Here is a 21,486-nt window from a genome sequence, read left to right on the forward strand (position 1 = left end):
CTTGGCCGCTCGCCGCCGACCGGGGCACCGGCCCGCCGGTGGCCGGCGCCGTCGCCGCTGCCCGGCAGCCGACCCGGCCCCTCGCCCGGGCGGGTTGCGTAGGGCGCGCCGGTCCGGTGGCCGTCGTCGGCCGCGTCTGTCGGCGCGCATCGGGTGCCGTCACCGGCCGGTACGCCGCCGGGCGCCGCCGGGCGGATCCACGGCCGGTACGGGACCGACCCACCCCCGGGGCCGTCCGGGTCGGCCCCTGCCGCCTGCGCCCTGGTGGCGACGGAGTCGTCCTTTGCCGTCGAACCGTCCACATGCTGCTTGGACCCGGCGGCCGACCCGGCCCGGTCGAACCGGCGCCACCATCGTCCTGGCGAGTCGCCGGCCGGTCGACCATTCCCCGACGTTCCGCCGTCGGCACGTCGGGCACCGGAGTCCGGGGTGCCCGTCCACCCTGCCCCGCCCGGCCGGGCCGCTCCGCCCCGAAGGGACCGGCGTCGCCGACCCCCTCCGGCCGCCGTCGCAGCGTCCGGTTCGGTCGACCCGTCGTCGGGCCGGGCCGGGTCGGCCGGTGGCCGGCCTCCGGCGTGACCGGCGGTGGCGGCGGACCGCTCCGGGCGTACCCCGGGAGGTTCGGGGTCGGGCGGGAAGCCGCCGGGGTCGGCCGGCGGCAGGTCGAGGTCACGCAGCAGGCCGGGCGCGTGCGCGGCGACCAGCCGCAGCCAGTGCTCCGGGGGCTGCCCGGGACGGCGCGGTGGGTCGGCCGGCGCCTCGGCGTCGGTCGAACGGTCGACGGCGTCGGCGGCCGCCCGCAGCCGCCGGGCCAGCCAGCTACGCGGTCGTGGGCGCGGCGGCGGCACTGCCCGGCTCCAGCTCCAGACCCTCGTACGCGAGGGTGAGCGCCACGATCGCAATTTCCTGGGAGAGGGTGTGCAGGTGCGCGCCCTGCCAGCGCATCGGCCACGCGTTGATCAGGTTCCAGCGCAGCACCTCGGTCGTGCCGGCGGCATCAAGCAGCACCACCGAGACGTTGCGCCGGCTGACCGTCCCCTTGACCGCCGTGTGCACCCAGTCCCACAGTTCCCGGGACGGGGTCAGGCCGAAGTGCAGGGTCACCGGGGAGTAGTCGACCTGGCCGGGCACCGCCCGGATCCGGTCGTTGCCGGCCTCCCGGTACGGCAGCCGGGCGATGTTCATCTCCAGGCCGCTGACCTCGGTGAAGTGGCCGTTGGTGATGCCGTTGATGAGCAGCTTGAAGTTGTACGCTCGGTACGGGTCGACCGGGGCGCCCGGCTGCGGCGTGGCCGTGGTCGGCATGGGTCAGCCTCCAATCGTCTCGGTCTCGGTGCCGCCGGCCCACTGGCTCAGCTTGAACACCACGAACTCCGCGGGCTTGACCACCGCGATGCCGATGTGCGCGACCACCATGCCGGCGTCGCGGACGTCGGCCGGGTTGGTCTCCTCGTCGCACTTGACGAAGAACGCCTCCTCGGGCGTACGCCCGAGGAGGGCGCCGTCGCGCCAGACCCGGGTGAGAAAGGCGCCGATGTCGCGCCGGATCGAGCGCCAGAGCGAGAAGTCGTTCGGCTCGAACACCATCCACCGGGTGCCGTTGGCGATCGCCTGTTCGATGGCGATCGACAGCCGCCGCACGTTGAGGTAGCGCCACTCGCTGGCCTCGGCGGCGAGGGTGCGCGCCCCCCAGACCCGGATGCCCTCGCCGGCGAAGTAGCGGATCACGTTGACGCCCCGGGGGTTGAGCACGTCGTGCTCGGGGCGGGTGACCAGGTACTCCAGGTCGACGGCGCCGCGTACCGGCTCGTTGGCGGGGGCCTTGTGCACCCCGCGCAGCGCGTCGGTGCGGGCCCAGATGCCGGCCATGTGCCCGCTCGGCGGGGTCGGCACCAGCTCGCCGCTGAGCGGGTCGCGCACCCGCAGCCAGGGGAAGTAGCAGGCGCCGAAGTCGGACTGCCGGGGCCGGTACGCCGCCGGGGCGTCGTCGTCGGTCGGCTTCGCCGGGGTGTCCGCCGGCTTCGGCGTACCGTCGGCGGGTTTGCCGTCGGCGGCGCGGGGCGGGCGGGCGGAGCCGGGGGTGGCGACCCGGGTGAGCCCGGAGATGTCCTCGATGCCCGGCGGCGGGTCGCAGATGGCCACCATGGTGCGCAGCCGCTCGGCCATGCTGAGCAGCGCCTCGTGCGAGACGGGATCGTGGAAGCCGGGCGCGGCGAGGATGGCGATCTCGTCCACCGCCTCCAGCAGCTGCAGGCCGGTACGGCGCTGCCCGCCGCCGGTGAGCTGCCCGCCCTCGCCGACGTTGACCACCCAGCACCGGGTGCCGCCGTTGTCCAAAAAGCCGAAGACCGCCCGGGCGAGCGGGGTGCTCTCCAGGTGTTCCCCGTCGGCGTAGAGCCGCAGGAACTCCGACCAGCTGTTCACGGCCAGGGCCCGGTCGACGTGCGCGGTCCGGTCCGGGGCGACCCCGACGAAGGCCGCGGTGCTGGTGCCGACCGCCCCGATCGGGCGGGCGCCACTGGGCACCTCCTCGACGTAGATGCCGGGGGAGAAGTAGTTGGGCATCGGTCCTCCTGTGGCGCGGGACGGTCAGCGGGCCGGGGGTTCGCAGACGATGACGATGTCGAGCTCGCCGGGGTCGACCTCGGCGGTGAGGGTGCGGCCGCGGCCGACCAGGCGCAGCCGCACCGGCCGGTCGGGCTGCTCCGGGTCGTGCGGCACGCCGGCGATCCGGAACCGGCCGGCGGCGTCGGTGTGCGTGGCGTACGGGGTGCCGACCAGCTCCACCCGCATCGCGGCGAGTGGCTGCTCCTCCGGGCCGACCACCCGGCCGTCCAGGTCGCGCATGGCCAGCTGCCGCAGCCGCAGCGGGCGCAGCACCGGCGGCGCGGCCGGCAGCGGCCGGGCCACCTGCGCCGGCACGTCGATCAGCAGCGCCGGCCGGGGCGGCACGCCGAAGGCCCGCCAGAGCGCCGGGTCGCCGGCCTCCAGCACCAGCTCCGGCTCGCCCTCGGCGGCGGCCGCCGCGAGCACCCGGTCCAGCCGGGCCAGCGCCGCCGGTCCGGCCGCGCTGACCAGGTAGCGGACCGTGAAGCGGTACGGCTCCCGGGCGCCGGTGCCCCGGGTCTGCCGGGCGGGCCGCAGCGCCAGCGGCCAGAGGGTCAGCCCGGCCGTGGGCCCGCCGCCGACGGGCGGGCCGACCGGGACGTCCTCGCCCGCCGCCCCGGCCAGCCAGGCCGCCAGCTCGGCGGTGGCCGCCTCGATCGGTCCCCGCCCGTCGCCGGTCATCGCGGCGGCGTCCCCTGGATCCGGTACGCGATGGCCTCGTTCCACACGTGCGGGTAGACGCCGATCTCAAAGTACCGGGCGAAGCGGTTGATGGGGGCGTTGGTGTGGTCGTGCCAGAGCCACCAGACGGGGGCGATGGTGAACAGCGCGTAGTTCAGCGCCACCGTCGCCAGGTAGAGCGGGCCGAGCAGCCGCGCCTGGAAGATGTGCACGTCCTCGTGCCGTTGGATGCCGGAGTCGGAGCCGGCGCAGACCGTGCCGATGGTGGTGGCGTAGCGGGGGGAGACCCCCTGCACCACGTTGACCCGGCAGCTCTGCGCCGAGGTGGCCCGGTCCAGCTGGTGGCCGAAGACCAGGTGCGCGGCGAGGTAGAGCGCCCCGGCGACCGTGTTCAGCAGGCTCCAGGTGTGGTCTACCACGAAGAGCAGGACTCCTCGGGTGTCCGGGCCGTAGACCCGGGCCGAGGCGATCGCCCAGCCGAAGGGCACGCCGACCAGCAGGCCGACGACCGCGCCGATGACCAGGCCGAGGGTGCCGCCGGCCCAGCCGCCGAGGGCGGCGCCGAAGACGATGTGGACGACCGCGCTGATGATTCCGAAGACCATGGGGTCACCTCTCAGACCCAGGAGCGGATGTAGCGGGGCTCGCGGCCCTGCGCGAGCTGGGTGGACGACGCCTGGGTCGCCTGCCGGTTGCCCGGGGGCAGTTGGTTGACGCCGAGGGCGGCGGAGAAGATCACCAGCCCGTTGAAGAACGCGATGATCCATTTTTCCGCGCCGGCGTCGCCGGCGAAGGCCGCGGTCAGGTACGACAGCGCGAGCGCGATGCCGAGGGCGATCCACTTGCGGGCCTTGTCGCCGGTGGGGCCGAGCAGGCCGCCGATGACGTTGGCGGCCAGCAGGGTGGCGGCGCTGGCGCCGGTGAGGCTGCCCAGGGCGGACCAGGTGTAGAGATCGTTCACGGCGATCTCCCTTCGGGGGTCGGGCCGGTGGGCCCGGTGCCGGGAGCGCCGCCGCGACCGCGCCGGCGCAGGACGAGGACGCCGGCGACCGCGGCCAGCAGCAACAGGACGACGACGGCGCCGACGATCGCCCACCAGCGGGTGGATCCGCCGTCGTCGGAGCCGGCGGCGACGGCGCTGGTGCTCGCGGACGGGGAGGGTTTCGGCGGCGCCTCGGCCGCCGCCCAGAGCTCGGTCGGCTTGTCGCGCTGCGCCGGGACCTTCCAGCTGACCGAGCGGCCCCTGATCGTGCCGTTGGTGCCGATCACCCGGCCGGGGAAGGTCACGGATATCTCGAACGACATCGTCTGCATGAACAACTGCTGGTTCTGCGGATTCTGCTCGGCGACTTTCCCACCGTATTTCTTCGGGTCGAGCGGCAGGCTGAACCGGTAGAGATCGTCGTCCCGGACCAGTTTCACGCTCTCGCTGGTGAAATTCTTCAGCGGGGTACGGCGGTAATTGATCTGGGCGCCGTAGTACCGGTCGTCCTGGTACAGGGTCTCCTCGCCCGCCGGCAGCGTCGGGATGTTCTCCCGCAGCTCGGCGAAGGCCGCTCCCACGTTCTTGTTTCTGCTGCTCAGCAGGCTCTTCTCGGCGGTCAGCAGCAGTTGGCCGTCGATCGTGTCGTCGGCGTTGACGGTCAGCCCGAGGTTCAGCTGCATGCACCCGGTGAGCAGCGCCACCAGGGCCAGACACAGCGCGACCCGGAATGCCCTGTCGCGTACGTGCCCGGTAATCATGCGCACAGTGTGTGCCGTCGGATTCACGGCGAGCAGTCAGCGATCAGTCACAACGGTGTCTCCGATCTTACCGATCCACTCTCCCTTTCGGCCGAGCCCGGAAAATGGAAGCGGCGGATATTCTGGAAGGTTGCCCCGGAGCAATTCTTTTCCCCTGTGCGGGGGAGGTCGGGAGGGTCCGGTCGCGGGCAGGATGGGGCGGGCCGACGACCGTCCCGAGGAGACCGATGACCCCCGCCCAGCGAGACCTGCCGAAGATCGAACTCCACGTGCACCTGGAGGGCGCCGTCCGGGCGGGACTGCTCGCCGAGATCGCCCGCGGCCACGGCGTCGTCGCGCCGCCGGACGGCCCGTACGCCTTCGCCGACCTGTACGAGTTCATCGCCGCCTGGAACGCGCGGACCGAGTGCCTGCGCGCGCCGGACGACTACCGGCGCGGCCTGCTGGCGTACGCGGCGGAGGCCGCCGGGCACGGCGCGGTCTACCTGGAGCCGGTGGTGGACGCCGAGGAGCGGCTCGGCGGCCCGTCCGGGTGGGCCGACGTGCTGGCGGCCTGCGTCGATGCCGCCGCCGAGGCGCGGGACCGGTTCGGGGTCGCGATCGGACTGACCCCGCAGGTCTTCCGGGGCCAGGACGTCACCGTGGCCGAGGAGGCCGCCCGGGTGGCGACCCGCTTCGTCGGCCGGGGAGTGGTCGGGTTCGGGCTCGCCGGCGCGGAGGGGCGGTACCCCACCGCCCCGTACGCCCGGACGGTGCGGATCGCCGCCGAGGGCGGGCTGCCGTTCGTCCCGCACGCCGGGGAGGCGGCCGGGCCGGAGGCCGTCCGCGAGGTGCTGGCGATGGGGGCGGTCCGGATCCGCCACGGGGTACGCGCCGTCGACGATCCCGACCTGGTCGCCGAGCTGGTCGACCGGGGGACGGTGCTGGACGTGACCCCCACGTCCAACCTGCGCCTCGGGGTCGCCGCCCCGGACCGCCCGCACCCGGTGGCCCGGCTCGCCGCGGCGGGGGTGCACTGTTCGGTCTCCACCGACGACCCGGCGATCTTCGACATCACCCTGGCCGGCGAGTACGAGGTCGCGGCGAGGCTCGGCATCGACGCTGCGGCGGCGTACCGGGCGGGGCTGGCCGGGGCGCTCTGCGACGCGACGACCCGGGGCCGGCTGGCCGACCTCGGCACGCTGGCGTACGGGGCGGGGGTGGCCGCACCGGTGCTGGACCGGCCCGGTGCGGTGCGGTGGGACCGTCCCTGAGGGACCGCGCCGGCAGCCCGCCGCCGCTAGGCTGACCGCGTGCATTCCGTCTCCTGCGTGCTGCTGGTCGACCCCGCGGGCCGGCTGCTGCTGCAGCTGCGCGACGAACACGCGCCGCACCACCCGAACGTCTGGGGGCTGCCCGGCGGCCACGGCGAGCCGGGGGAGACCGCCGAGCAGGCCGCGCTGCGCGAGCTGTACGAGGAGACCGGGCTCCTCCCCGAGGCTCCGCTGCGGCCGTGGGCCGTGCAGGAGCTGCCCGAGCTGGACCGGGTCAAGCACTACTTCTGGGCACCCACCCGGGCCCGGCAGGAGGACGTGGTGCTCGGCGAGGGCGCGGCGATCGTCTTCGTCCCCGGCGACCAGGTGCTCGACGGCCGCCCGTTCACGCCGGGCACGGTCGAGGTGCTGACCCGCTTCCTCGCCTCGGCCGACTACACCGGCCTGGTCGCGGCCCGCCGCTGATCGACCGCCGCGGCTCGCCGCGCAGGTCGCTCAACCCCGGGGTGGGTGCCAGTCGGCGTACCGGGCCGCCTGGCGCAGGGCCACCCGGGACGGAGTGAGCCGGACCATGGTGTCGCGCAGGGCGACCGCCACGGGGTGGCGCAGCCGCTGGCCGTACCGGCCGATCCGGTCGGACGCCCGGGCCACCTCCTGGCTGCGCGGGCGGCGCTCCCGGTCGTACCGGGCGAGCGCGGCGTCGAGGTCGGTCGGCCCGCCGGTGCAGGCCACGCCGAGCGTCACCGCGTCCTCGATCGCCTGACCCGCACCCTGACCGAGGTACGGGGTCATCGCGTGGGCCGCGTCGCCGAGCAGCGCCACCCGGCCACGCACGTACGACGGCAGCGGGGCGGCCAGGTGGTGGAGGTCGTGCCGCAGCACATCCTCGGGCCGGGTGGCGGCGAGCAGGGCCGGGATCGGGTCGTGCCAGTCGCCGAAGCGCTCGCGGACGGCGGCCAGCTCGTCGGCCGCCCGGCCGCCCGGCGGGGCGTTGACCGCGGCGTACCAGTAGACCTGGTCGGGTCCGAGCGGCACCATGCCGAACTCGGCGCCCGGCCCCCAGCTCACCGCCATCGGCAGCGGCCCGGTCCAGCGGATCGCCGCCCGCCAGGCGGTCGCCCCGGCGTAGGCGGGCGGCGGCAGCTCCGGCCAGAGTCGGGAGCGCAGCACCGAGCGCAGGCCGTCGGCGCCGACCACCAGGTCGGCGGCCAGTTCGGCCGGCCTGCCGTGCCGGCGGTGGTGGACCCGCGCGCCGTCCGGGCCGGACGTCACGTCGACCACCTCGGCGTCCGTGTGCAGTGCGGCGGCCGGGAGGGCGTCACGCAGGATGCCGTGCACGGCGGCCCGGTGGATGCCGAGCGCCGTGCTGCCGAGCTGCCTGGTCATCTCCGCGGCGTCCACCCGGGACAGCCAGCGCCCGCTGCGGGTCCGCAACCCACCCGGGGCCTCGGCGCGGCCGTGTGCCCGGACGGCCGCCCCGACGCCGAGCGCGTCCAACCCGCGCAGCGCGTTGGCCATCAGGGTCAGCCCGGCGCCCAGCTCGCGCAGCTCGGGTGCGCGTTCCAGCACGGTGACCCGCCAACCCACCCGGTGCAGGGCGAGGGCGGCGGCGAGGCCGCCGATCCCGCCGCCGACGACGACCGCGTGTCCGTCCATCCCATCCACCTTTCTACAGCTGTAGAAGTTCATACTACGCCTGTAGAGCCAACTCGAGGGGGACGCGGATGACCGGTCGACCGGCCCGGGTGGCGCTGCTGGCCGACGCGGCGATCGACCTGCTCGCCGAGGGTGGGATGCGGGCACTGACGCATCGGGCGGTCGACACCCGCGCCGGGGTGCCGCTCGGCACCACCTCCGCGTATCTGCGTACCCGGCAGGCCCTGATCGAGGCGGTGGTGCGGCGCCTGGCCGACCTGGACCGGGCCGACATGGCCGACCGCGCGCTGCTCACCGACCAGCCACCGCCGGGCCCGCCCCCACGACTGGCACCGGCCGATCTCGACCGGCTCGCCGCCGGCAGCGCGGAGGTGCTCGACCGCTGGCTCACCACCGGCCGGCACCGGACCCTGGCCCGGTACGCCTGCCTGCTGGAGGCCGTGCACCGTCCCGAGCTGCGGCGCATCCTCGAGCACGGCACGGTGCTGCGGGAGCAGGCCCGCGCGCTGCTGGCCGCTGCGGGCGCGCCGGATCCGCGCCGGCAGGGCGACCAGTTCGTCGCCTGCATCGACGGGCTGCTCTTCGACCGGCTGGTCGGCGCCGGGGCGCTCAGCGCGCCCGTCCCCGGCAGCCCGGAAAGCCGGGAGGACCTGCGGTCGGCCGTGCGGACCCTGCTGCGCGCGTTCACCGGCGCGTGAGCGTCGACGCGCTCAGCTCGCCGGCACGCGGGCCCGGTACTCGCGCGGACTGAGCCCGCGCACCCGGCGGAAGGCGGTACTCAGCGCGAACGCGCTGCCGTAGCCCACCTGCCGGGCCACCGCGCCCAGGGTGGCCTCCGGCTCGCGCAGCAGGTCCGCCGCGAGACTCAGCCGCCAGCCGGTGAGGAAGGCCATCGGTGGTTCACCGACCAGGTCGGTGAAGCGGCGGGCCAGCGCCGCCCGGGACACCCCGACCTCGGCGGCGAGGGCGGCCACCGTCCACGGCCGGGCCGGGTCGTTGCGCAGCAGCCGCAGCGCCGGGCCGACCACCGGGTCGCCGGCCGCCGCGTACCAGGCGGGGGCCGTGCCGGGCCGGTCGAACCAGTTGCGCAGGGCGGCGATCAGCAGCAGGTCGAGCAGCCGGTCCAGGACGGCCTCCTGGCCGGGGGAGTCGCGCACCACCTCGTCGGCGAGCAGCCCGACCAGCGGGCTGTGCCAGTCGTCCGCGCGGACCACCAGCAGCGCCGGCAGCGCGCCCAGCAGCCGCCGGCTGATCTCGCCGGCCAGCTGGTACGTCCCGGTCAGCAGCACGGTGTCGCCCGGCGCCCCGGTGCCCCAGGTGCGCACGCCCAGTGCCCGGGTCGCGGCCAGCGGCTCGCCGCGCAGCGTGGTGCAGCGCTGGCCGGGATGGATCACCACCTGCGGCGGGGTGGCCGGGTCGTCGGCGACGGTGTACGCGTCCGGCCCGCGCAGCACCGCCACGTCCCCCGGGCGCAGCGGCTCGGCCGGCCCCTCGTCCGGCACCACCCAGGCGGCGCCCCGGACCACCGCGACCACGGTCAGCGGCGCGCGGTCCTCGATGCGCAGCGCGAACGGCGGGTCCAGCAGCGAGCGGAGCAGGAACGCGCCCCGCGCGCGCGGCCCGTCGAGGAGCCCGGTGAGCGGATCCACACGTCCGACCGTAGACGCTCACGCATGGGTGAGCCACCCACAGCCGTTCAGCGTCTCACCGCGGCCCGGACTACGGCCGCGCCGGGTGCGCGCCCGGGGTCGGGCTACGGTGGGGTCCGGTCCGGGCGGGTGGAGGAGGCGGCATGGTCCGGTGGAGCTGGTTCGCCGAGTCCGCCGGCCGGCTGCGGCAGGGTTGGCTGCCGGTGGTGGAGACGACCCTCGCGGCGACCGTCGCCTGGCTCCTGGCCAGCCGGTTGGTCGGGCACCCGCAGCCGTTCTTCGCCCCGGCCGCCGCGCTGATCGTCCTCGGCCAGGCCCGCGGGCAACGGGTCCGCCGGGCGGTCGAGGTGGTCCTCGGCGTGGCCGCCGGTGTCCTCGTCGCCGACCTGGTGGTCCAGGCCCTCGGGCCGCAGTCCACCTGGACGGTCTTCACCGTCATCCTGCTGACCATCGCCCTCGCCGTGGCGGTCGGTGCGAGCACCGTGTCCGTGGTGCAGGCCGCGGTCTCCGCCCTCTACCTGGTGGTGGTCTCGCCGCCGACCGAGTCGCTGGTGCCGTTCCGGTTCGTCGACGCGCTGATCGGTGGTGGGGTGGCGGTGGTGGCGAGTCAGTTGATCGACGTCCGGCGGCCGCTCGCCCCGCTGGTCGCCGAGTTCCGGCGGACCTTCGACGGGCTGGCCGACACGCTCGAGGAGGTCGCCACCGCGCTCGACGAGCACGACGAGGCGGCCGCCCTGGCCGCGCTGGAGCAGGCCCGCCGGCTCGACGCCGGAGTGGAGCGGCTGCGCGGCGCCGTCCTCGCGGCCGGTGAGGCGGTCCGGCTCAATGTCCGGCGTCGTCGGCACCTCGGCCGGCTGCGCACGGTCGACGCCTCGATCGGCCAGCTCGACTACGCGGTCCGCAACGTGCGGGTGCTCGCTCGGGCCGGGGTCACCCTCAGCCGGTTGCCCACCCCCGTGCCGCCGGACCTCGGCGCGGCGCTGCGCTCTCTCGCCGAGGCGGTCCGGGCCGCCGGGGTGGCGCTCGCCAACGACCTGGAGGGCGCGGAGGAGGCCGGCGATGCCGCTGCCGGTCGCGCCGACACCGCGGCCCTGGAGGCGGTCCGGATCGCCGGGCGGCTCTTCGCCCCGGCGCAGACCCTGCCGTTGGTGATGATCGTGGGGCAGATCCGGGCCACCGCCATCGACCTGCTCCGCGGCGTACGCGGCGACGACGACGCCGCGGTGCTGGCCCGGGTGGACGAGGCGCTCGGGCTGCCCCCGATCTGACCGGGCCGGCCGGTGCCGCTCAGGCGCTGGCCCGCGCCACCAGCGTGGACGGGAAGTCGGTGACCGGGGGCACGGGGGAGCCGTGCAGCACGGCGGTGGCCGCGGCGGCGGCGATCCGGCCGACCGGGTGACTCGCCGTGGTGAGCGCGGGGGTGCTCAGGGCGGCGTGCGGAATGTCGTCGAAGCCGGCCACCGCGACGTCGCGGGGCACCCGCGCCCCGGTGTCGCGGACGCCGGCGATCACGCCCAGCGCGGTCAGGTCGCTGACCGCGAAGACCGCGTCGGTGTCCGGCCACCGGCTCAGCGCCTCGCGGGCCGCCACCCGGCCCCGCTCCGCGGTGAAGTCACCCGGCACCAGCCGGACCGGCAGCCCGGCGTCCCGCATGATCCGCCGGTAGGCGGCGACGGAGCGGCCGGCGCAGGGCAGCCAGCCCGGGCCGGTCACCATCGCGATCCGGCGGCGTCCGGTGTCGTAGAGGTGGCGGACCACCTGGTCGGCCCCGCCGGCGTTGTCCACGTCGAAGGAGGGCACCGTCCGGGAGCCGATGCCGATCGAGGCCACCCGGCCCCGAAGCGTGTCGGGGACCGCGTCGAGCAGGGCCTCGGTGGTGTTCACCAGCACCACCCCGGCCACCGCGCGGTCGTCGGCGATCCGCCGCAGCTCGTCCGGCCTGCCGAGCGGCAGCCAGTGCAGCGCCACCCCGGCGGGGTACCCCGCGCAGACCCGGGCGGCGGCGGCCACGACCCGGTCGACGTACGGGTCGTCCAGGACGGCCGCCGTCGCGCCGGAGACCGCCACGACCAGTCGTACGCCGGCCCCGCGCACCAGCGCCCGGGCCGCGAAGTTGGGCACGTACCCGAGGTGGTCCACCGCGGCCCGGACCCGGTCCCGGGCCGCGGGCGACGCGAAGCCGGTGCCCGCGACCACCCGGGAGGCGGTGGAGCGGGACACCCCGGCGAGCCGGGCGACGTCCTCAAGGGTGGCCGGGCGGTGCGGCGGGGTCATGCGATCCTCCGGATGAACGCGGCACGTGGGAGCGCTTTCGCACTGATCATGCCTTTCTTCAGCCCTTGAATGTAAGGGGCGGCACCAGCTTGTGGTGGTAGCGCTCTCAGGTGTGCGATCGTCGGGCACGTCGCCGATGAGAGGAAGCCCGTGACTTCAGCCGTCACCCAGGAGCGCACCGCCGTACCCCGCACGGTGCTCGCCGCCCGTACCGGCGTCGCGGTGGTCTTCGCCCTCAACGGCCTCGCCGTGGCCTCCTGGTTCTCCCGGGTCCCCGCCGTCCGGGAGGCCCTCGGCCTCAGCGCCGGTCGGCTCGGGCTGCTGCTGCTGGCCATGTCCGGCGGCGCGGTCCTCGCGCTGACCACCGCGGGCCTGGTCACCCAGCGCCTCGGCGCGGCCCGCACGGTGGTGCTCGCCACGGTGCTGGTGGCGGTCGGGCTCGCCGGCGTGGGCCTGGCCACCGGCGTGGCCGGCTCGCTGCCCGGCGTGGCGGTCGGCCTGTTCGCCCTCGGCTACGGCTCCGGGACCTGCGACGTGGCGATGAACGTCGAGGGCGCGGCGGTCGAGAAACGACTCGGCCGGACGATCATGCCCCGCTTCCACGCCGCCTGGAGCCTGGGTTCGGTGGCCGGCGCCGGGCTCGGCGCCGGCGCCGCCCGGCTCGGCGTGCCGGTCGCCGCCCATCTGGCGGTGCTGGCCGCGGTGGTGCTCGGCGGCACGGTGCTCGGCGCCCGCGCGTTCCTCCCCGCCCGGCCCACCGGAACGACGGCCGACGGTGGCCCGGCCGCCCGGCACGGCGGCCTGCTCGCCGCCTGGCGCGAGCCGCGCACCCTGCTCGTCGGCCTGCTCGTCCTGATCATGGCGTTCACCGAGGGCAGCGCCAACGACTGGCTCGCGGTGGCCTTCGTCGACGGGTACGGGGCCAGCGAGGCCGTCGGCGCCGCCGTCTTCGGCGTCTTCGTCGCCGGCATGACGATCGGGCGGACCGTGGGCACCGTCGCCATCGACCGGTGGGGCAGGGTGCGGGTGCTGCTCGCCACCATCCTGCTCGCCGCCGCCGGCGCGAGCCTCGCGGTGCTGGCCGGCTCCGGGCCGGTGGCGATCGTCGGGGTGGTGCTCTGGGGGCTCGGCGCGTCGCTGGGCTTCCCGGTCGGGATGAGCGCCGCCGCCGACGACGAGGAGCGGGCGCCCGCCCGGGTGAGCGTGGTCGCGACGATCGGCTACACGTCGTTCCTGGCCGGGCCGCCGCTGCTGGGGCTGCTCGGCGACCGGGTCGGGATCCTGCCCGCGCTGCTGGTGGTGCCGCTGCTGCTGATCCCGACGCTGGCGCTGGTGCCGGTGACCCGCCCGCCGGCGGACCGCTCCAGCACATAGAACATATCGCCGGCCGGCGGTTTGCGGTATCGGGCGCGCGACCGACTGCGCGGCGAGCCGCGGCTGGCTACGGTCGCCGGATGCCAACCGAGGAGATCACCGCGTCCGCCGCGGGCAGCTGGACCCTGGGCGACCGGACCGTACGCCGGATGGGCTTCGGCTCCATGCGGATCACCGCCCACCCCGACACCGATCGCGCGATCCGGGTGCTCCGCCGGGCCGTGGACCTCGGTGTCGACCACATCGACACCGCCGCCTTCTACGTCTCGCCGGGCGGCACGCTCAACGTCGGGACCGGCCCGGCCCGGTACGCCACGGAACTGATCCGCGCCGCGCTCGCCCCGTACCCGGACGACCTGGTGATCGCCACCAAGGTCGGCTTCGCGTACGACCCGGAGACCGGGCTCACCATCGCGGCCAGCCCGGCCCAGCTCCGCGCCCAGGTGCAGGAGAACCTGCGTCGGCTCGGCCGCGACCAGCTCGATCTGGTGAACCTGCGGATCGTGAAGCGGCCGGGCCGGGATTCCATCGCCGAGTCCTTCGGCGCCCTCGCCGAGCTGCGCCGGGAGGGGCTGATCCGGCACCTGGGCCTGTCCAACGTCCGCCTCGACCATCTCGACGAGGCACAGGCCATCGCCCCGGTGGTCAGCGTGCAGAACAACTACGCCATCGACAACCGGGGCGACCAGGACGCGCTGCTGCGCGAGTGCGGCGCGCGGGGGGTCGCGTTCGTGCCCTTCTTCGCCCTGGCGGGGGCCAACCGGGAGGGTGGCGCCCACACCGACCACGGCGCGGCCGTCCGCGCCGTCGCCGCCGCGCACGGCGCCACCCCTCAGCAGGTACGCCTCGCCTGGACCCTGCACCAGGGGCCGCACGTGCTGGCCATCCCCGGCACCGGTGACCCGGACCACGTGGCGCAGAACGTGGCGGCCGGCGCGCTGCGGCTGACCGCCGAGGAGCTGAGGACGCTCGGCTGACCGGCGCCGCCCAGCCGGCTGTCATCGGCCTCGCAGCCCGCTGCCAGGAACGGGTGGTGCACTGGAGGGCACGCCGAGGAGAGGAGCGGGCAGATGGGCTGGTTCAGCCGGCGTTCCCGGACCGCCGTGGGCACCCCGACGAAGCTCGACCGGGAGGCCAACCGGGACGACCTGGCCGCGCTGGAGGAGTTCGTGACCAGCCGGCAGGGAGTGGAGTTCTACCTGGAGCCGGAGACCACCGCCACCGACACCACCGTCGCCGCGATCGCCCACGACGGCGAGTGGATCCGCCGCCGCACCGGCTCGCCGCAGGCGGCGGCGAAGCTGGCCAACCGGTACGCGGTGCCGCTCTACGAGGCGGCGAGGACCGGTTACCCGGAGCGGATGCGGGCCTGGAATCGCGCGCATCCGGAGCGCCGGGCCCGCTGACCGGCTCACAGGGCGGCGCGGGCCTCGGCGAGGGTGAGCGGGTCGTCGTGGCTGGAGACGTACCAGTGCACGTCGTCGTCGAGAAGGCGGCGGGCCAGCGCGAGGTCGGGGCCGTCGTCGGGCTCGCGCAGGTGCGCGGGCGGTGGGTAGTAGCAGTCGCCGAGCAGCAGGACGCCGGAGTCCGGCACCAGCACCACGGTGGAGTCGGGGGCGTGGGCGCCGCCGATGTGCCGGAGCCGGACGCCGGCGGGCAGCTCCAGCTCGTCGGTGAAGGTGCGGGTCGGCGGCAGCACCGCGAAGTCGTCCCAGGAGTCCATCGCCAGGGCCCGGGCCCGGACGCTGTGCCCCAGGCGGGGGTTGGTCCGGGCCAGCTCCCGCAGATATCGGTGGCTCCACGGGCGGGCCGCCTCGGCGCGCAGCAGCGGCTCCCCGGCGGCGTGGCCGACGATCTCCACCCCCGGCCAGGCGCAGGCGCCCCAGACGTGGTCCCAGTGGTGGTGGGTGTAGACCAGCCAGCGTGGCTCGGGCAGCCCGGCGGCCGTCAGTGCCGCCCGGATCTCGCGGGCGTGCCCGGGGCTCTGCCCGGCGTCGACCAGCACGCTGCCGCGCTCGTCGGTGATCAGCGCCACGCTCGGCCGGACGTTGAGCGGGTCGGGGTCGCCGGGCAGCAGCCACACCCGACCGGCGAGGTGGCGAAACGTCGGATCGATGATGGTGTCGACTCCCTCCCCGCGACGGCGGACGCTCTGCGTCCCCGCCGAAGCGTAGGCGCTCGACCGCTCGGTGACTGCCCCCACCAGCGCCGCCGCCCCGCCCCCGGCCGTGCTGAACCGGAGGCGCGGAACGCTCCCGGACCCATCGGCGGGGCGGTTCCGACGAAGAGCGGCGCGCACCGTCCGAACTGGCCGGAGGGGAGAGCGCATCGCCGCCGGTCGATGGAGGTGGACCTCCGACCGGGTTGGGGGCGACGTTGACCGGCCGTCGTTTCGTGTGGCAGAGTTCGCGGCCTGACGGCAGTGAAGGAAGCCGGTGCGATTCCGGCGCGGTCCCGCCACTGTCACCGGGGAGCGATCCCCCCTCGTGAGTCACGGCCGTGCGTGCACGGTTGGAAGGCCGGGGGTGAGCGTCGATCCGGGAGCCAGGATACTTCGGCCGTCGGGATGACCCCAGGGCGTGGACACCCGAGGAGGACCCGATGACGCGCAGCGTCTCCACCGTCGACGAGATCCGTCGTATCCGCATCGAGCGCGGCAGCGCTCCCGTGCTCGTCCGTGCCGCCGCGCCTTTGGCCGGCGGCTTCGTCGTCGCTGCCGGAGGGCCGGCCGTCGAGCCGCCGGCGCCCGCATCCGACGCGCCGGCCACCCTCGGCCGGAGTGGCCTCGCGCCCGGCTCCGCCCGCCCCGCCGTACCCCGCTGAGTTCCGCACCGCGCCGCCCGCGCCCACCGGCCCCGCGCCGGTGATCCCGGCGGTTCGCCGTACCCGCTGAACCGCGTCCGCTCCCGCTCCGCCCGCGACCGCCACCCGTGGCGGCACGGGCGTCACTCTCCGGAGTCATCCGTGCGCATCCTGCTGCTCTCCACCGCCGACACCGACCTCCTCGCCGCCCGCGCCAGCGCCGCCGACTACCGGCTGGCCAACCCGGCGCGGGTCGGCGTGGCCGCCGTGCCGGCGCTGCTCGACGGGGTGGACCTGGCCGTCGTACGGCTGCTCGGTGGCCGGCAGGCCTGGCCGGACGGCCTGGCCGCGGTGCTCGCCTCCGGCGTGCCGACGGTGGTCCTCGGCGGCGAGGCGGCGCCGGACGCCGAGCTGGTGGCGGCGTCCACGGTGGCCTCCGGGGCGGTCACCGAGGCGCTGCGCTACCTGGCCGAGGGGGGACCGGCGAACCTCACCGAGCTGGCCCGGTTCCTCTCCGACACGGTGCTGCTCACCGGCGAGGGCTTCGCCCCGCCCGCGCCCACCCCGCCGTACGGCGTCCTCGGCGACCGACCGGAGGCCGGCGGGCGGCCCACCGTGGGCATCGTCTTCTACCGGGCGCACGCGCTGGCCGGGAACACCGACTTCGTCGAGACCCTGGCCGACGCGGTCACCGCCGCCGGCGGGCGGCCGCTGCCGATCTTCTGCGGGTCGCTGCGCGGGCTCGCCCCCGGCACCGGGCCGCTCGACCTCCTCGCCCGCTGCGACGTCCTCGTCGTCACCATGCTCGCCGCCGGCGGCACCGTGGCCGCCGACGCCTCCGGCGGGGGCGACGAGGACGCCTGGGACGTCGGCGCGCTCGCCGCCCTGGACGTGCCGATCGTCCAGGCGCTCTGCCTGACCAGCACCCGGGCCCAGTGGGCCGGCAGCGACGCCGGACTGTCCCCGCTGGACGCGGCGATGCAGGTGGCCATCCCCGAGTTCGACGGCCGGATCGTCACCGTGCCGTTCTCGTTCAAGCGGATCGACGCCGACGGGCTCTCGGTCTACGAGCCCGACCCGGAGCGGGCCGCCCGGGTCGCCTCGATCGCGGTCCGCCAGGCCCGGCTGCGGCACGTGCCGAACGCCGAGAAGCGGCTCGCGGTCGTGCTCAGCTCGTACCCGACCAGGCACTCCCGGGTCGGCAACGCCGTCGGGCTGGACACCCCCGCCTCGGCGGTCCGCCTGTTCGCCGCCCTCGCCGACGCCGGGTGGTACCTCGGCGACGGCCCGCTCCCCACCGACGGCGACGCGCTGATCCACGCGCTGATCGCCGCCGGCGGGCACGACGTCGAATGGCTCACCGCGGAACAGCTCGCCGCCGCCGAGGCCCGGGTGCCGGGGGAGACCTACCGGCGCTGGTTCGCCCAGGTGCCCGCGCCGCTGCGGAAGCGGATGACCGAGCACTGGGGCCAGCCGCCCGGCGCGCTCTACACCGACGGCGGGGACGTCGTGCTGGCCGGACTGCGCTTCGGCAACGTCACCCTGCTGATCCAGCCGCCGCGCGGCTTCGGGGAGAACCCGGTCGCCATCTACCACGACCCCGACCTGCCGCCCAGCCACCACTACCTGGCCGCGTACCGCTGGCTGGCCGCGCCGGTCGCCGACGGCGGCTTCGGCGCGGACGCCGTGGTCCACCTCGGCAAGCACGGCACCCTGGAGTGGCTGCCCGGCAAGGGCCTCGGGTTGGCCGCGGACTGCGCCCCCGACGCCGTCCTCGGCGACCTGCCGCTGGTCTACCCGTTCATCGTCAACGACCCCGGCGAGGGCACCCAGGCCAAGCGCCGCGCGCACGCCGTGGTGGTCGACCACCTGGTGCCGCCGATGGCCCGCGCCGAGACGTACGGCGACTTGGCGAAACTCGAACAGCTGCTCGACGAGTACGCCACCGTGCAGGCGCTCGATCCGGCCAAGGCGCCCACCGTGCAGGCGCAGATCTGGCAGCTCGTCCGGGCCGCCGAACTCCACCACGACCTGCACACCGACGACATGCCCGCGGCCGAGGACTTCGACGACTTCGTGCTGCACCTCGACGGGTACCTCTGCGAGGTCAAGGACGTGCAGATCCGCGACGGCCTGCACATCCTCGCCGAGGCGCCCACCGGCGAGGCCCGGGTCAACCTCGTCCTCGCGGTGCTGCGCGCCCCGCAGGTCTGGGGCGGCGCCCGCGCGCTGCCCGGCCTGCGCCAGGCGCTCGCCGCCAGCGTCGGCCTCGACGAGCAGGAGCTGCTCGCCGCGCCCGGCGAGCGGGTCGCCGTGCCGGAGACGCTGACCGAGGTGGTGGACGGGCCGGCGGTCACCGCCGCCGACGCGGTCGACCTGATCGAGGCGCTCGCCCGCCGGTTGGTCGTCGGAATGGAGACCCTCGGCTGGGACGAGTCCACGGTCGACGCCGTCGTCGCGGAGGTGGCCGGCCGGCCGATCCCGGACGCCGCCGAGGTGCTGCGCTTCGCCGCCCGCGAGGTGGTGCCCCGCCTCGACCGGACCACCGACGAGATCGACCGGGTGCTCGGCGCCCTCGACGGCCGCTTCGTGCCGCCCGGGCCGTCCGGCTCGCCCACCCGGGGACTGGTCAACGTGCTCCCCACCGGCCGCAACTTCTACTCCGTCGACCCGAAGGCGATCCCCAGCCGCAACGCCTGGGACGTCGGGGTGGCGCTGGCCGACTCGCTGCTCGCCCGGCACCTCGCCGACACCGGCGAACATCCGCGCTCGGTGGGGCTGACCGTCTGGGGCACTAGCGCGATGCGGACCCAGGGCGACGACATCGCCGAGGTCCTCGCGCTGATCGGCTGCCGTCCGGTCTGGGACGACCGGTCCCGCCGGGTCACCGGCGTCGAGGTGGTGCCGCTGGCCGAGCTGGGCCGCCCCCGGGTCGACGTCACCGTCCGTATCTCCGGCTTCTTCCGGGACGCCTTCCCGCACGTCGTCGCCCTCATCGACGACGCGGTACGGCAGGTCGCCGCCCTCGACGAGCCCGCCGACGACAACTACGTCCGGGCCCATGTGGACGCCGACGTCGCCGAGCACGGCGACGAACGCCGGGCCACCGCCCGGATCTTCGGCTCCAAGCCCGGGGCGTACGGGGCGGGGCTGCTGCCGCTCATCGACGCCCGGAACTGGCGCACCGACGCCGACCTCGCCGAGGTGTACGCCGTCTGGGGCGGCTACGCGTACGGCCGGGGCCTGGACGGGCGGGAGGCGCGCGTCGACATGGAACGCTCCTTCGCCCGGATCGCGGTGGCCGCCAAGAACCAGGACACCCGCGAGCACGACATCGTCGACTCCGACGACTACTTCCAGTACCACGGCGGGATGGTGGCGATGGTCCGCCACCTCACCGGCACGGCCCCCGCCGCGTACGTGGGGGACTCGGCGATGCCGCACGACGTGCGGACCCGCACCCTCGGCGAGGAGACCCGGCGGGTGTTCCGGGCCCGGGTGGTCAACCCGCGCTGGATCGCCGCGATGCGCCGGCACGGCTACAAGGGCGCCTTCGAGCTGGCCGCGACCGTGGACTACCTCTTCGGCTACGACGCCACCGCCGGCGTCGTCGACGACTGGATGTACGAGCACCTCGCCGAGGCGTACCTCTTCGACCCGGAGACCCGGGAGTTCCTGGAGCGGGCCAACCCGTGGGCGCTGCGCGGCATCACCGAACGCCTGCTGGAAGCCGCCGACCGCGGACTCTGGGCGGCGCCCGAGCCGGCCACCCTGGACCGGCTCCGCGAGACGTACCTGGCCAGCGAGGGCGACCTGGAGGACCGGAAATGACCAGCTATCCCTTCTCCGCGGTGCTCGGCATGGACGACATGCGGCTCGCCCTGCTGCTCAACGCGGTCAGCCCGGCGATCGGCGGGGTGCTCGTGCGGGGCGAGAAGGGCACCGCCAAGTCCACCGCCGTGCGGGCCCTCGCCGGCCTGCTGCCCCCGGTCGACCGGGTGGCCGGCTGCCGGTTCGCCTGCGACCCCGCCGCGCCCGACCCGGGCTGCCCGGACGGCCCGCACCCGGCGGGCCCGCCGGCCGAGACCCGTCCGGCCCGCCTGGTCGAGCTGCCGGTCGGCGCCGCCGAGGACCGGGTGGTCGGCTCGCTGGACCTGGAGCAGGCCCTCGGTGCCGGGGTCCGCGCCTACGAGCCCGGGCTGCTCGCCACCGCGCACCGCGGCCTGCTCTACGTCGACGAGGTCAACCTGCTCCACGACCACCTGGTCGACCTGCTCCTGGACGCCGCCGCGATGGGCCGCTGCCACGTCGAGCGGGAGGGCGTCTCGGTCAGCCACGCCGCCCGGTTCCTGCTGGTCGGCACGATGAACCCGGAGGAGGGGGAGCTGCGTCCGCAGCTGCTCGACCGGTTCGGGCTCACCGTCGAGGTGGCCGCCAGCCGTGACCCGGCCGTCCGGGTCGAGGTGGTCCGCCGCCGGCTGGCCGCCGACGCCGACCCGGCCGGCTTCGCCGCCCGCTGGGCCGACGCCGACGCCGAGGTGGCCGGCCGGGTCGCCACCGCCCGCCGCCGGGTCGACGGGGTACGGCTGCCCGACGCCGCGTTGCGGCAGATCGCCGAGGTCTGCGCCGCGTTCGACGTGGACGGCATGCGCGCCGACATCGTCACGGCCCGCACCGCGGTGGCGCACGCCGCCTGGGCGGGTCGGGACCGGGTCACCGCCGCCGACGTCCGGGTGGCCGCCCGGCTCGCCCTGCCGCACCGGCGCCGCCGCGACCCCTTCGACACCCCGGGGCTGGACGAGAAGGTGCTGGACGAGGCGCTGCACCGGGCCCAGGAGGCGCATCCCGACGAGGACCCGCCGGACGACGACCCGTCCGGTGGTGGGCCGGACGGTGGCGGGCCGGCCGGCGGCCCCGGTGGCGGTGATCCCGCCGGCGGACCGGCCGGCGGGGCGGACGCCGACCAGTGCCCCGGTGGACCCGAGCGGTCCGGCGGGGCCGGGTCCCCGGGACCGTCGCGGGCACACACCGGACCGGAAGCCGCTCCGGCCGACGGTCGGGCCGGTCGGGACGGCAGCGGCGACGGTGGCTCGTCCGGCGAGGGCGGGCCGGACGGCACCCCCGAAGCCTGGTCGGCCAGCGGCGACGGCGGCTGGCCGGACCGGGCCGGCGACCGCTCCGGCGCGGACCGCGACGGCAGGCCCGACGGCGGGCCCGATGGCAGGCCCGACGGGCGGGCCGGCCGCCCGGGCGACCCGACCGGGGACCGGACGACCGGCGGGCAGCCGGTGGCCGTACCCCGGGATGGGTTGAAGGCCCGACTGCTCACCGCGCCCGGCGTCGGCGAGGGCGTGCCCGGGCGGCGGTCCCGGGCGCGGACCGGGCGGGGCCGGACCACCGGGTCCCGGGTCCCCGCCGGGCGGCCCGGCGCGCTGCACCTGCCGGCG

At 76.0% G+C, this 21,486-nt stretch carries 20 protein-coding genes, 1 pseudogene and 1 riboswitch; of the genes and pseudogenes, 10 read left to right on the forward strand and 11 right to left on the reverse strand.

Features of this window, described 5'->3' with window-relative positions; translation table 11 throughout:
- The 7 genes and pseudogenes from V6U81_RS26970 to V6U81_RS27000 form a co-directional block, all read right to left on the reverse strand.
- Nucleotides 1-848, reverse strand: a pseudogene (locus tag V6U81_RS26970) (hypothetical protein); the annotation flags it as partial.
- Nucleotides 820-1,305: a phage tail protein gene (locus V6U81_RS26975; RefSeq protein ID WP_334493464.1), complete on the reverse strand. Its 486-nt coding sequence runs from the start codon at nt 1,303-1,305 to the stop codon at nt 820-822. The pseudogene V6U81_RS26970 and the gene V6U81_RS26975, both read right to left, overlap by 29 nt.
- A gap of 3 nt (nt 1,306-1,308) precedes the next feature.
- Nucleotides 1,309-2,565 (reverse strand): phage tail sheath family protein, encoded by a 1,257-nt coding sequence (locus V6U81_RS26980; RefSeq protein ID WP_334493466.1) that lies wholly within the window; start codon nt 2,563-2,565, stop codon nt 1,309-1,311.
- Between the two features lie 24 nt (nt 2,566-2,589).
- Nucleotides 2,590-3,288, reverse strand: coding sequence for a carboxypeptidase-like regulatory domain-containing protein (locus tag V6U81_RS26985; RefSeq protein ID WP_334493469.1), 699 nt, complete (start codon nt 3,286-3,288; stop codon nt 2,590-2,592).
- Complete coding sequence (locus V6U81_RS26990) at nt 3,285-3,893, reverse strand: glycine zipper family protein (protein ID WP_334493472.1); 609 nt, start codon at nt 3,891-3,893, stop codon at nt 3,285-3,287. The genes V6U81_RS26985 and V6U81_RS26990 overlap by 4 nt, the downstream gene beginning before the upstream one ends.
- An 11-nt stretch (nt 3,894-3,904) precedes the next feature.
- Entirely contained in the window at nt 3,905-4,249 is a 345-nt protein-coding gene (locus V6U81_RS26995) for a hypothetical protein (RefSeq protein ID WP_334493475.1), read from the reverse strand.
- The gene (locus V6U81_RS27000; RefSeq protein WP_334493477.1) at nt 4,246-5,031 is read right to left on the reverse strand and encodes an LppM family (lipo)protein; all 786 of its coding nucleotides are present in this window, start codon (nt 5,029-5,031) and stop codon (nt 4,246-4,248) included. Before V6U81_RS27000 ends, V6U81_RS26995 begins: the two co-directional genes overlap by 4 nt.
- Before the next feature lie 227 nt (nt 5,032-5,258).
- On the opposite strand from V6U81_RS27000, the gene V6U81_RS27005 reads away from it, so the two are divergent.
- Together V6U81_RS27005 and V6U81_RS27010 are read left to right on the forward strand one after the other, a co-directional pair.
- Entirely contained in the window at nt 5,259-6,284 is a 1,026-nt protein-coding gene (locus V6U81_RS27005) for an adenosine deaminase family protein (protein WP_334493480.1), read from the forward strand.
- A gap of 39 nt (nt 6,285-6,323) precedes the next feature.
- The gene (locus V6U81_RS27010) at nt 6,324-6,749 is read left to right on the forward strand and encodes an NUDIX hydrolase (RefSeq protein ID WP_334493483.1); all 426 of its coding nucleotides are present in this window, start codon (nt 6,324-6,326) and stop codon (nt 6,747-6,749) included.
- A gap of 30 nt (nt 6,750-6,779) precedes the next feature.
- Here the strand turns inward: V6U81_RS27010 and V6U81_RS27015 are convergent, their stop codons facing one another.
- Nucleotides 6,780-7,940 (reverse strand): FAD-dependent monooxygenase, encoded by a 1,161-nt coding sequence (locus tag V6U81_RS27015; protein WP_334493486.1) that lies wholly within the window; start codon nt 7,938-7,940, stop codon nt 6,780-6,782.
- A gap of 68 nt (nt 7,941-8,008) precedes the next feature.
- Here V6U81_RS27015 and V6U81_RS27020 point away from each other — a divergent pair, with 68 nt between their 5' ends.
- The gene (locus V6U81_RS27020; RefSeq protein WP_334493488.1) at nt 8,009-8,638 is read left to right on the forward strand and encodes a TetR/AcrR family transcriptional regulator; all 630 of its coding nucleotides are present in this window, start codon (nt 8,009-8,011) and stop codon (nt 8,636-8,638) included.
- 12 nt (nt 8,639-8,650) lie between these two features.
- Here the strand turns inward: V6U81_RS27020 and V6U81_RS27025 are convergent, their stop codons facing one another.
- Entirely contained in the window at nt 8,651-9,589 is a 939-nt protein-coding gene (locus tag V6U81_RS27025; protein ID WP_334493491.1) for an AraC family transcriptional regulator, read from the reverse strand.
- A 143-nt stretch (nt 9,590-9,732) separates the two neighbouring features.
- On the opposite strand from V6U81_RS27025, the gene V6U81_RS27030 reads away from it, so the two are divergent.
- Entirely contained in the window at nt 9,733-10,857 is a 1,125-nt protein-coding gene (locus V6U81_RS27030; protein ID WP_334493493.1) for an FUSC family protein, read from the forward strand.
- A gap of 19 nt (nt 10,858-10,876) precedes the next feature.
- Here V6U81_RS27030 and V6U81_RS27035 read toward each other — a convergent pair whose 3' ends face one another.
- The gene (locus tag V6U81_RS27035; protein ID WP_334493495.1) at nt 10,877-11,863 is read right to left on the reverse strand and encodes a LacI family DNA-binding transcriptional regulator; all 987 of its coding nucleotides are present in this window, start codon (nt 11,861-11,863) and stop codon (nt 10,877-10,879) included.
- Nucleotides 11,864-12,013: 150 nt separating this feature from the next.
- On the opposite strand from V6U81_RS27035, the gene V6U81_RS27040 reads away from it, so the two are divergent.
- From V6U81_RS27040 to V6U81_RS27050, 3 genes are all read left to right on the forward strand, one after another.
- Complete coding sequence (locus V6U81_RS27040; RefSeq protein ID WP_334493497.1) at nt 12,014-13,237, forward strand: MFS transporter; 1,224 nt, start codon at nt 12,014-12,016, stop codon at nt 13,235-13,237.
- Between the two features lie 80 nt (nt 13,238-13,317).
- Complete coding sequence (locus V6U81_RS27045) at nt 13,318-14,214, forward strand: aldo/keto reductase (protein WP_334493500.1); 897 nt, start codon at nt 13,318-13,320, stop codon at nt 14,212-14,214.
- Nucleotides 14,215-14,307: 93 nt separating this feature from the next.
- On the forward strand, nt 14,308-14,643 hold the full coding sequence (locus V6U81_RS27050) for a hypothetical protein (protein ID WP_334493502.1): 336 nt from the start codon (nt 14,308-14,310) through the stop codon (nt 14,641-14,643).
- 5 nt (nt 14,644-14,648) lie between these two features.
- Here V6U81_RS27050 and V6U81_RS27055 read toward each other — a convergent pair whose 3' ends face one another.
- The gene (locus tag V6U81_RS27055; protein ID WP_334493504.1) at nt 14,649-15,440 is read right to left on the reverse strand and encodes an MBL fold metallo-hydrolase; all 792 of its coding nucleotides are present in this window, start codon (nt 15,438-15,440) and stop codon (nt 14,649-14,651) included.
- Between the two features lie 222 nt (nt 15,441-15,662).
- Nucleotides 15,663-15,792: riboswitch (cobalamin riboswitch) on the forward strand.
- Between the two features lie 46 nt (nt 15,793-15,838).
- Between V6U81_RS27055 and V6U81_RS27060 the strand changes: the two genes are divergently transcribed.
- The 3 genes from V6U81_RS27060 to V6U81_RS27070 form a co-directional block, all read left to right on the forward strand.
- Nucleotides 15,839-16,060, forward strand: a complete 222-nt coding sequence (locus tag V6U81_RS27060) for a hypothetical protein (protein ID WP_334493507.1) — start codon at nt 15,839-15,841, stop codon at nt 16,058-16,060.
- Nucleotides 16,061-16,201: 141 nt separating this feature from the next.
- Entirely contained in the window at nt 16,202-19,870 is a 3,669-nt protein-coding gene (gene cobN / locus V6U81_RS27065; RefSeq protein WP_334493510.1) for a cobaltochelatase subunit CobN, read from the forward strand.
- Nucleotides 19,867-21,486: magnesium chelatase ATPase subunit I (locus tag V6U81_RS27070; protein ID WP_334493512.1), on the forward strand; the 1,620-nt coding region annotated here is incomplete at its 3' end. The genes cobN and V6U81_RS27070, both read left to right, overlap by 4 nt.

The organism is Micromonospora lacuserhaii (genome assembly GCF_036902735.1).
Classification (GTDB): domain Bacteria; phylum Actinomycetota; class Actinomycetes; order Mycobacteriales; family Micromonosporaceae; genus Micromonospora.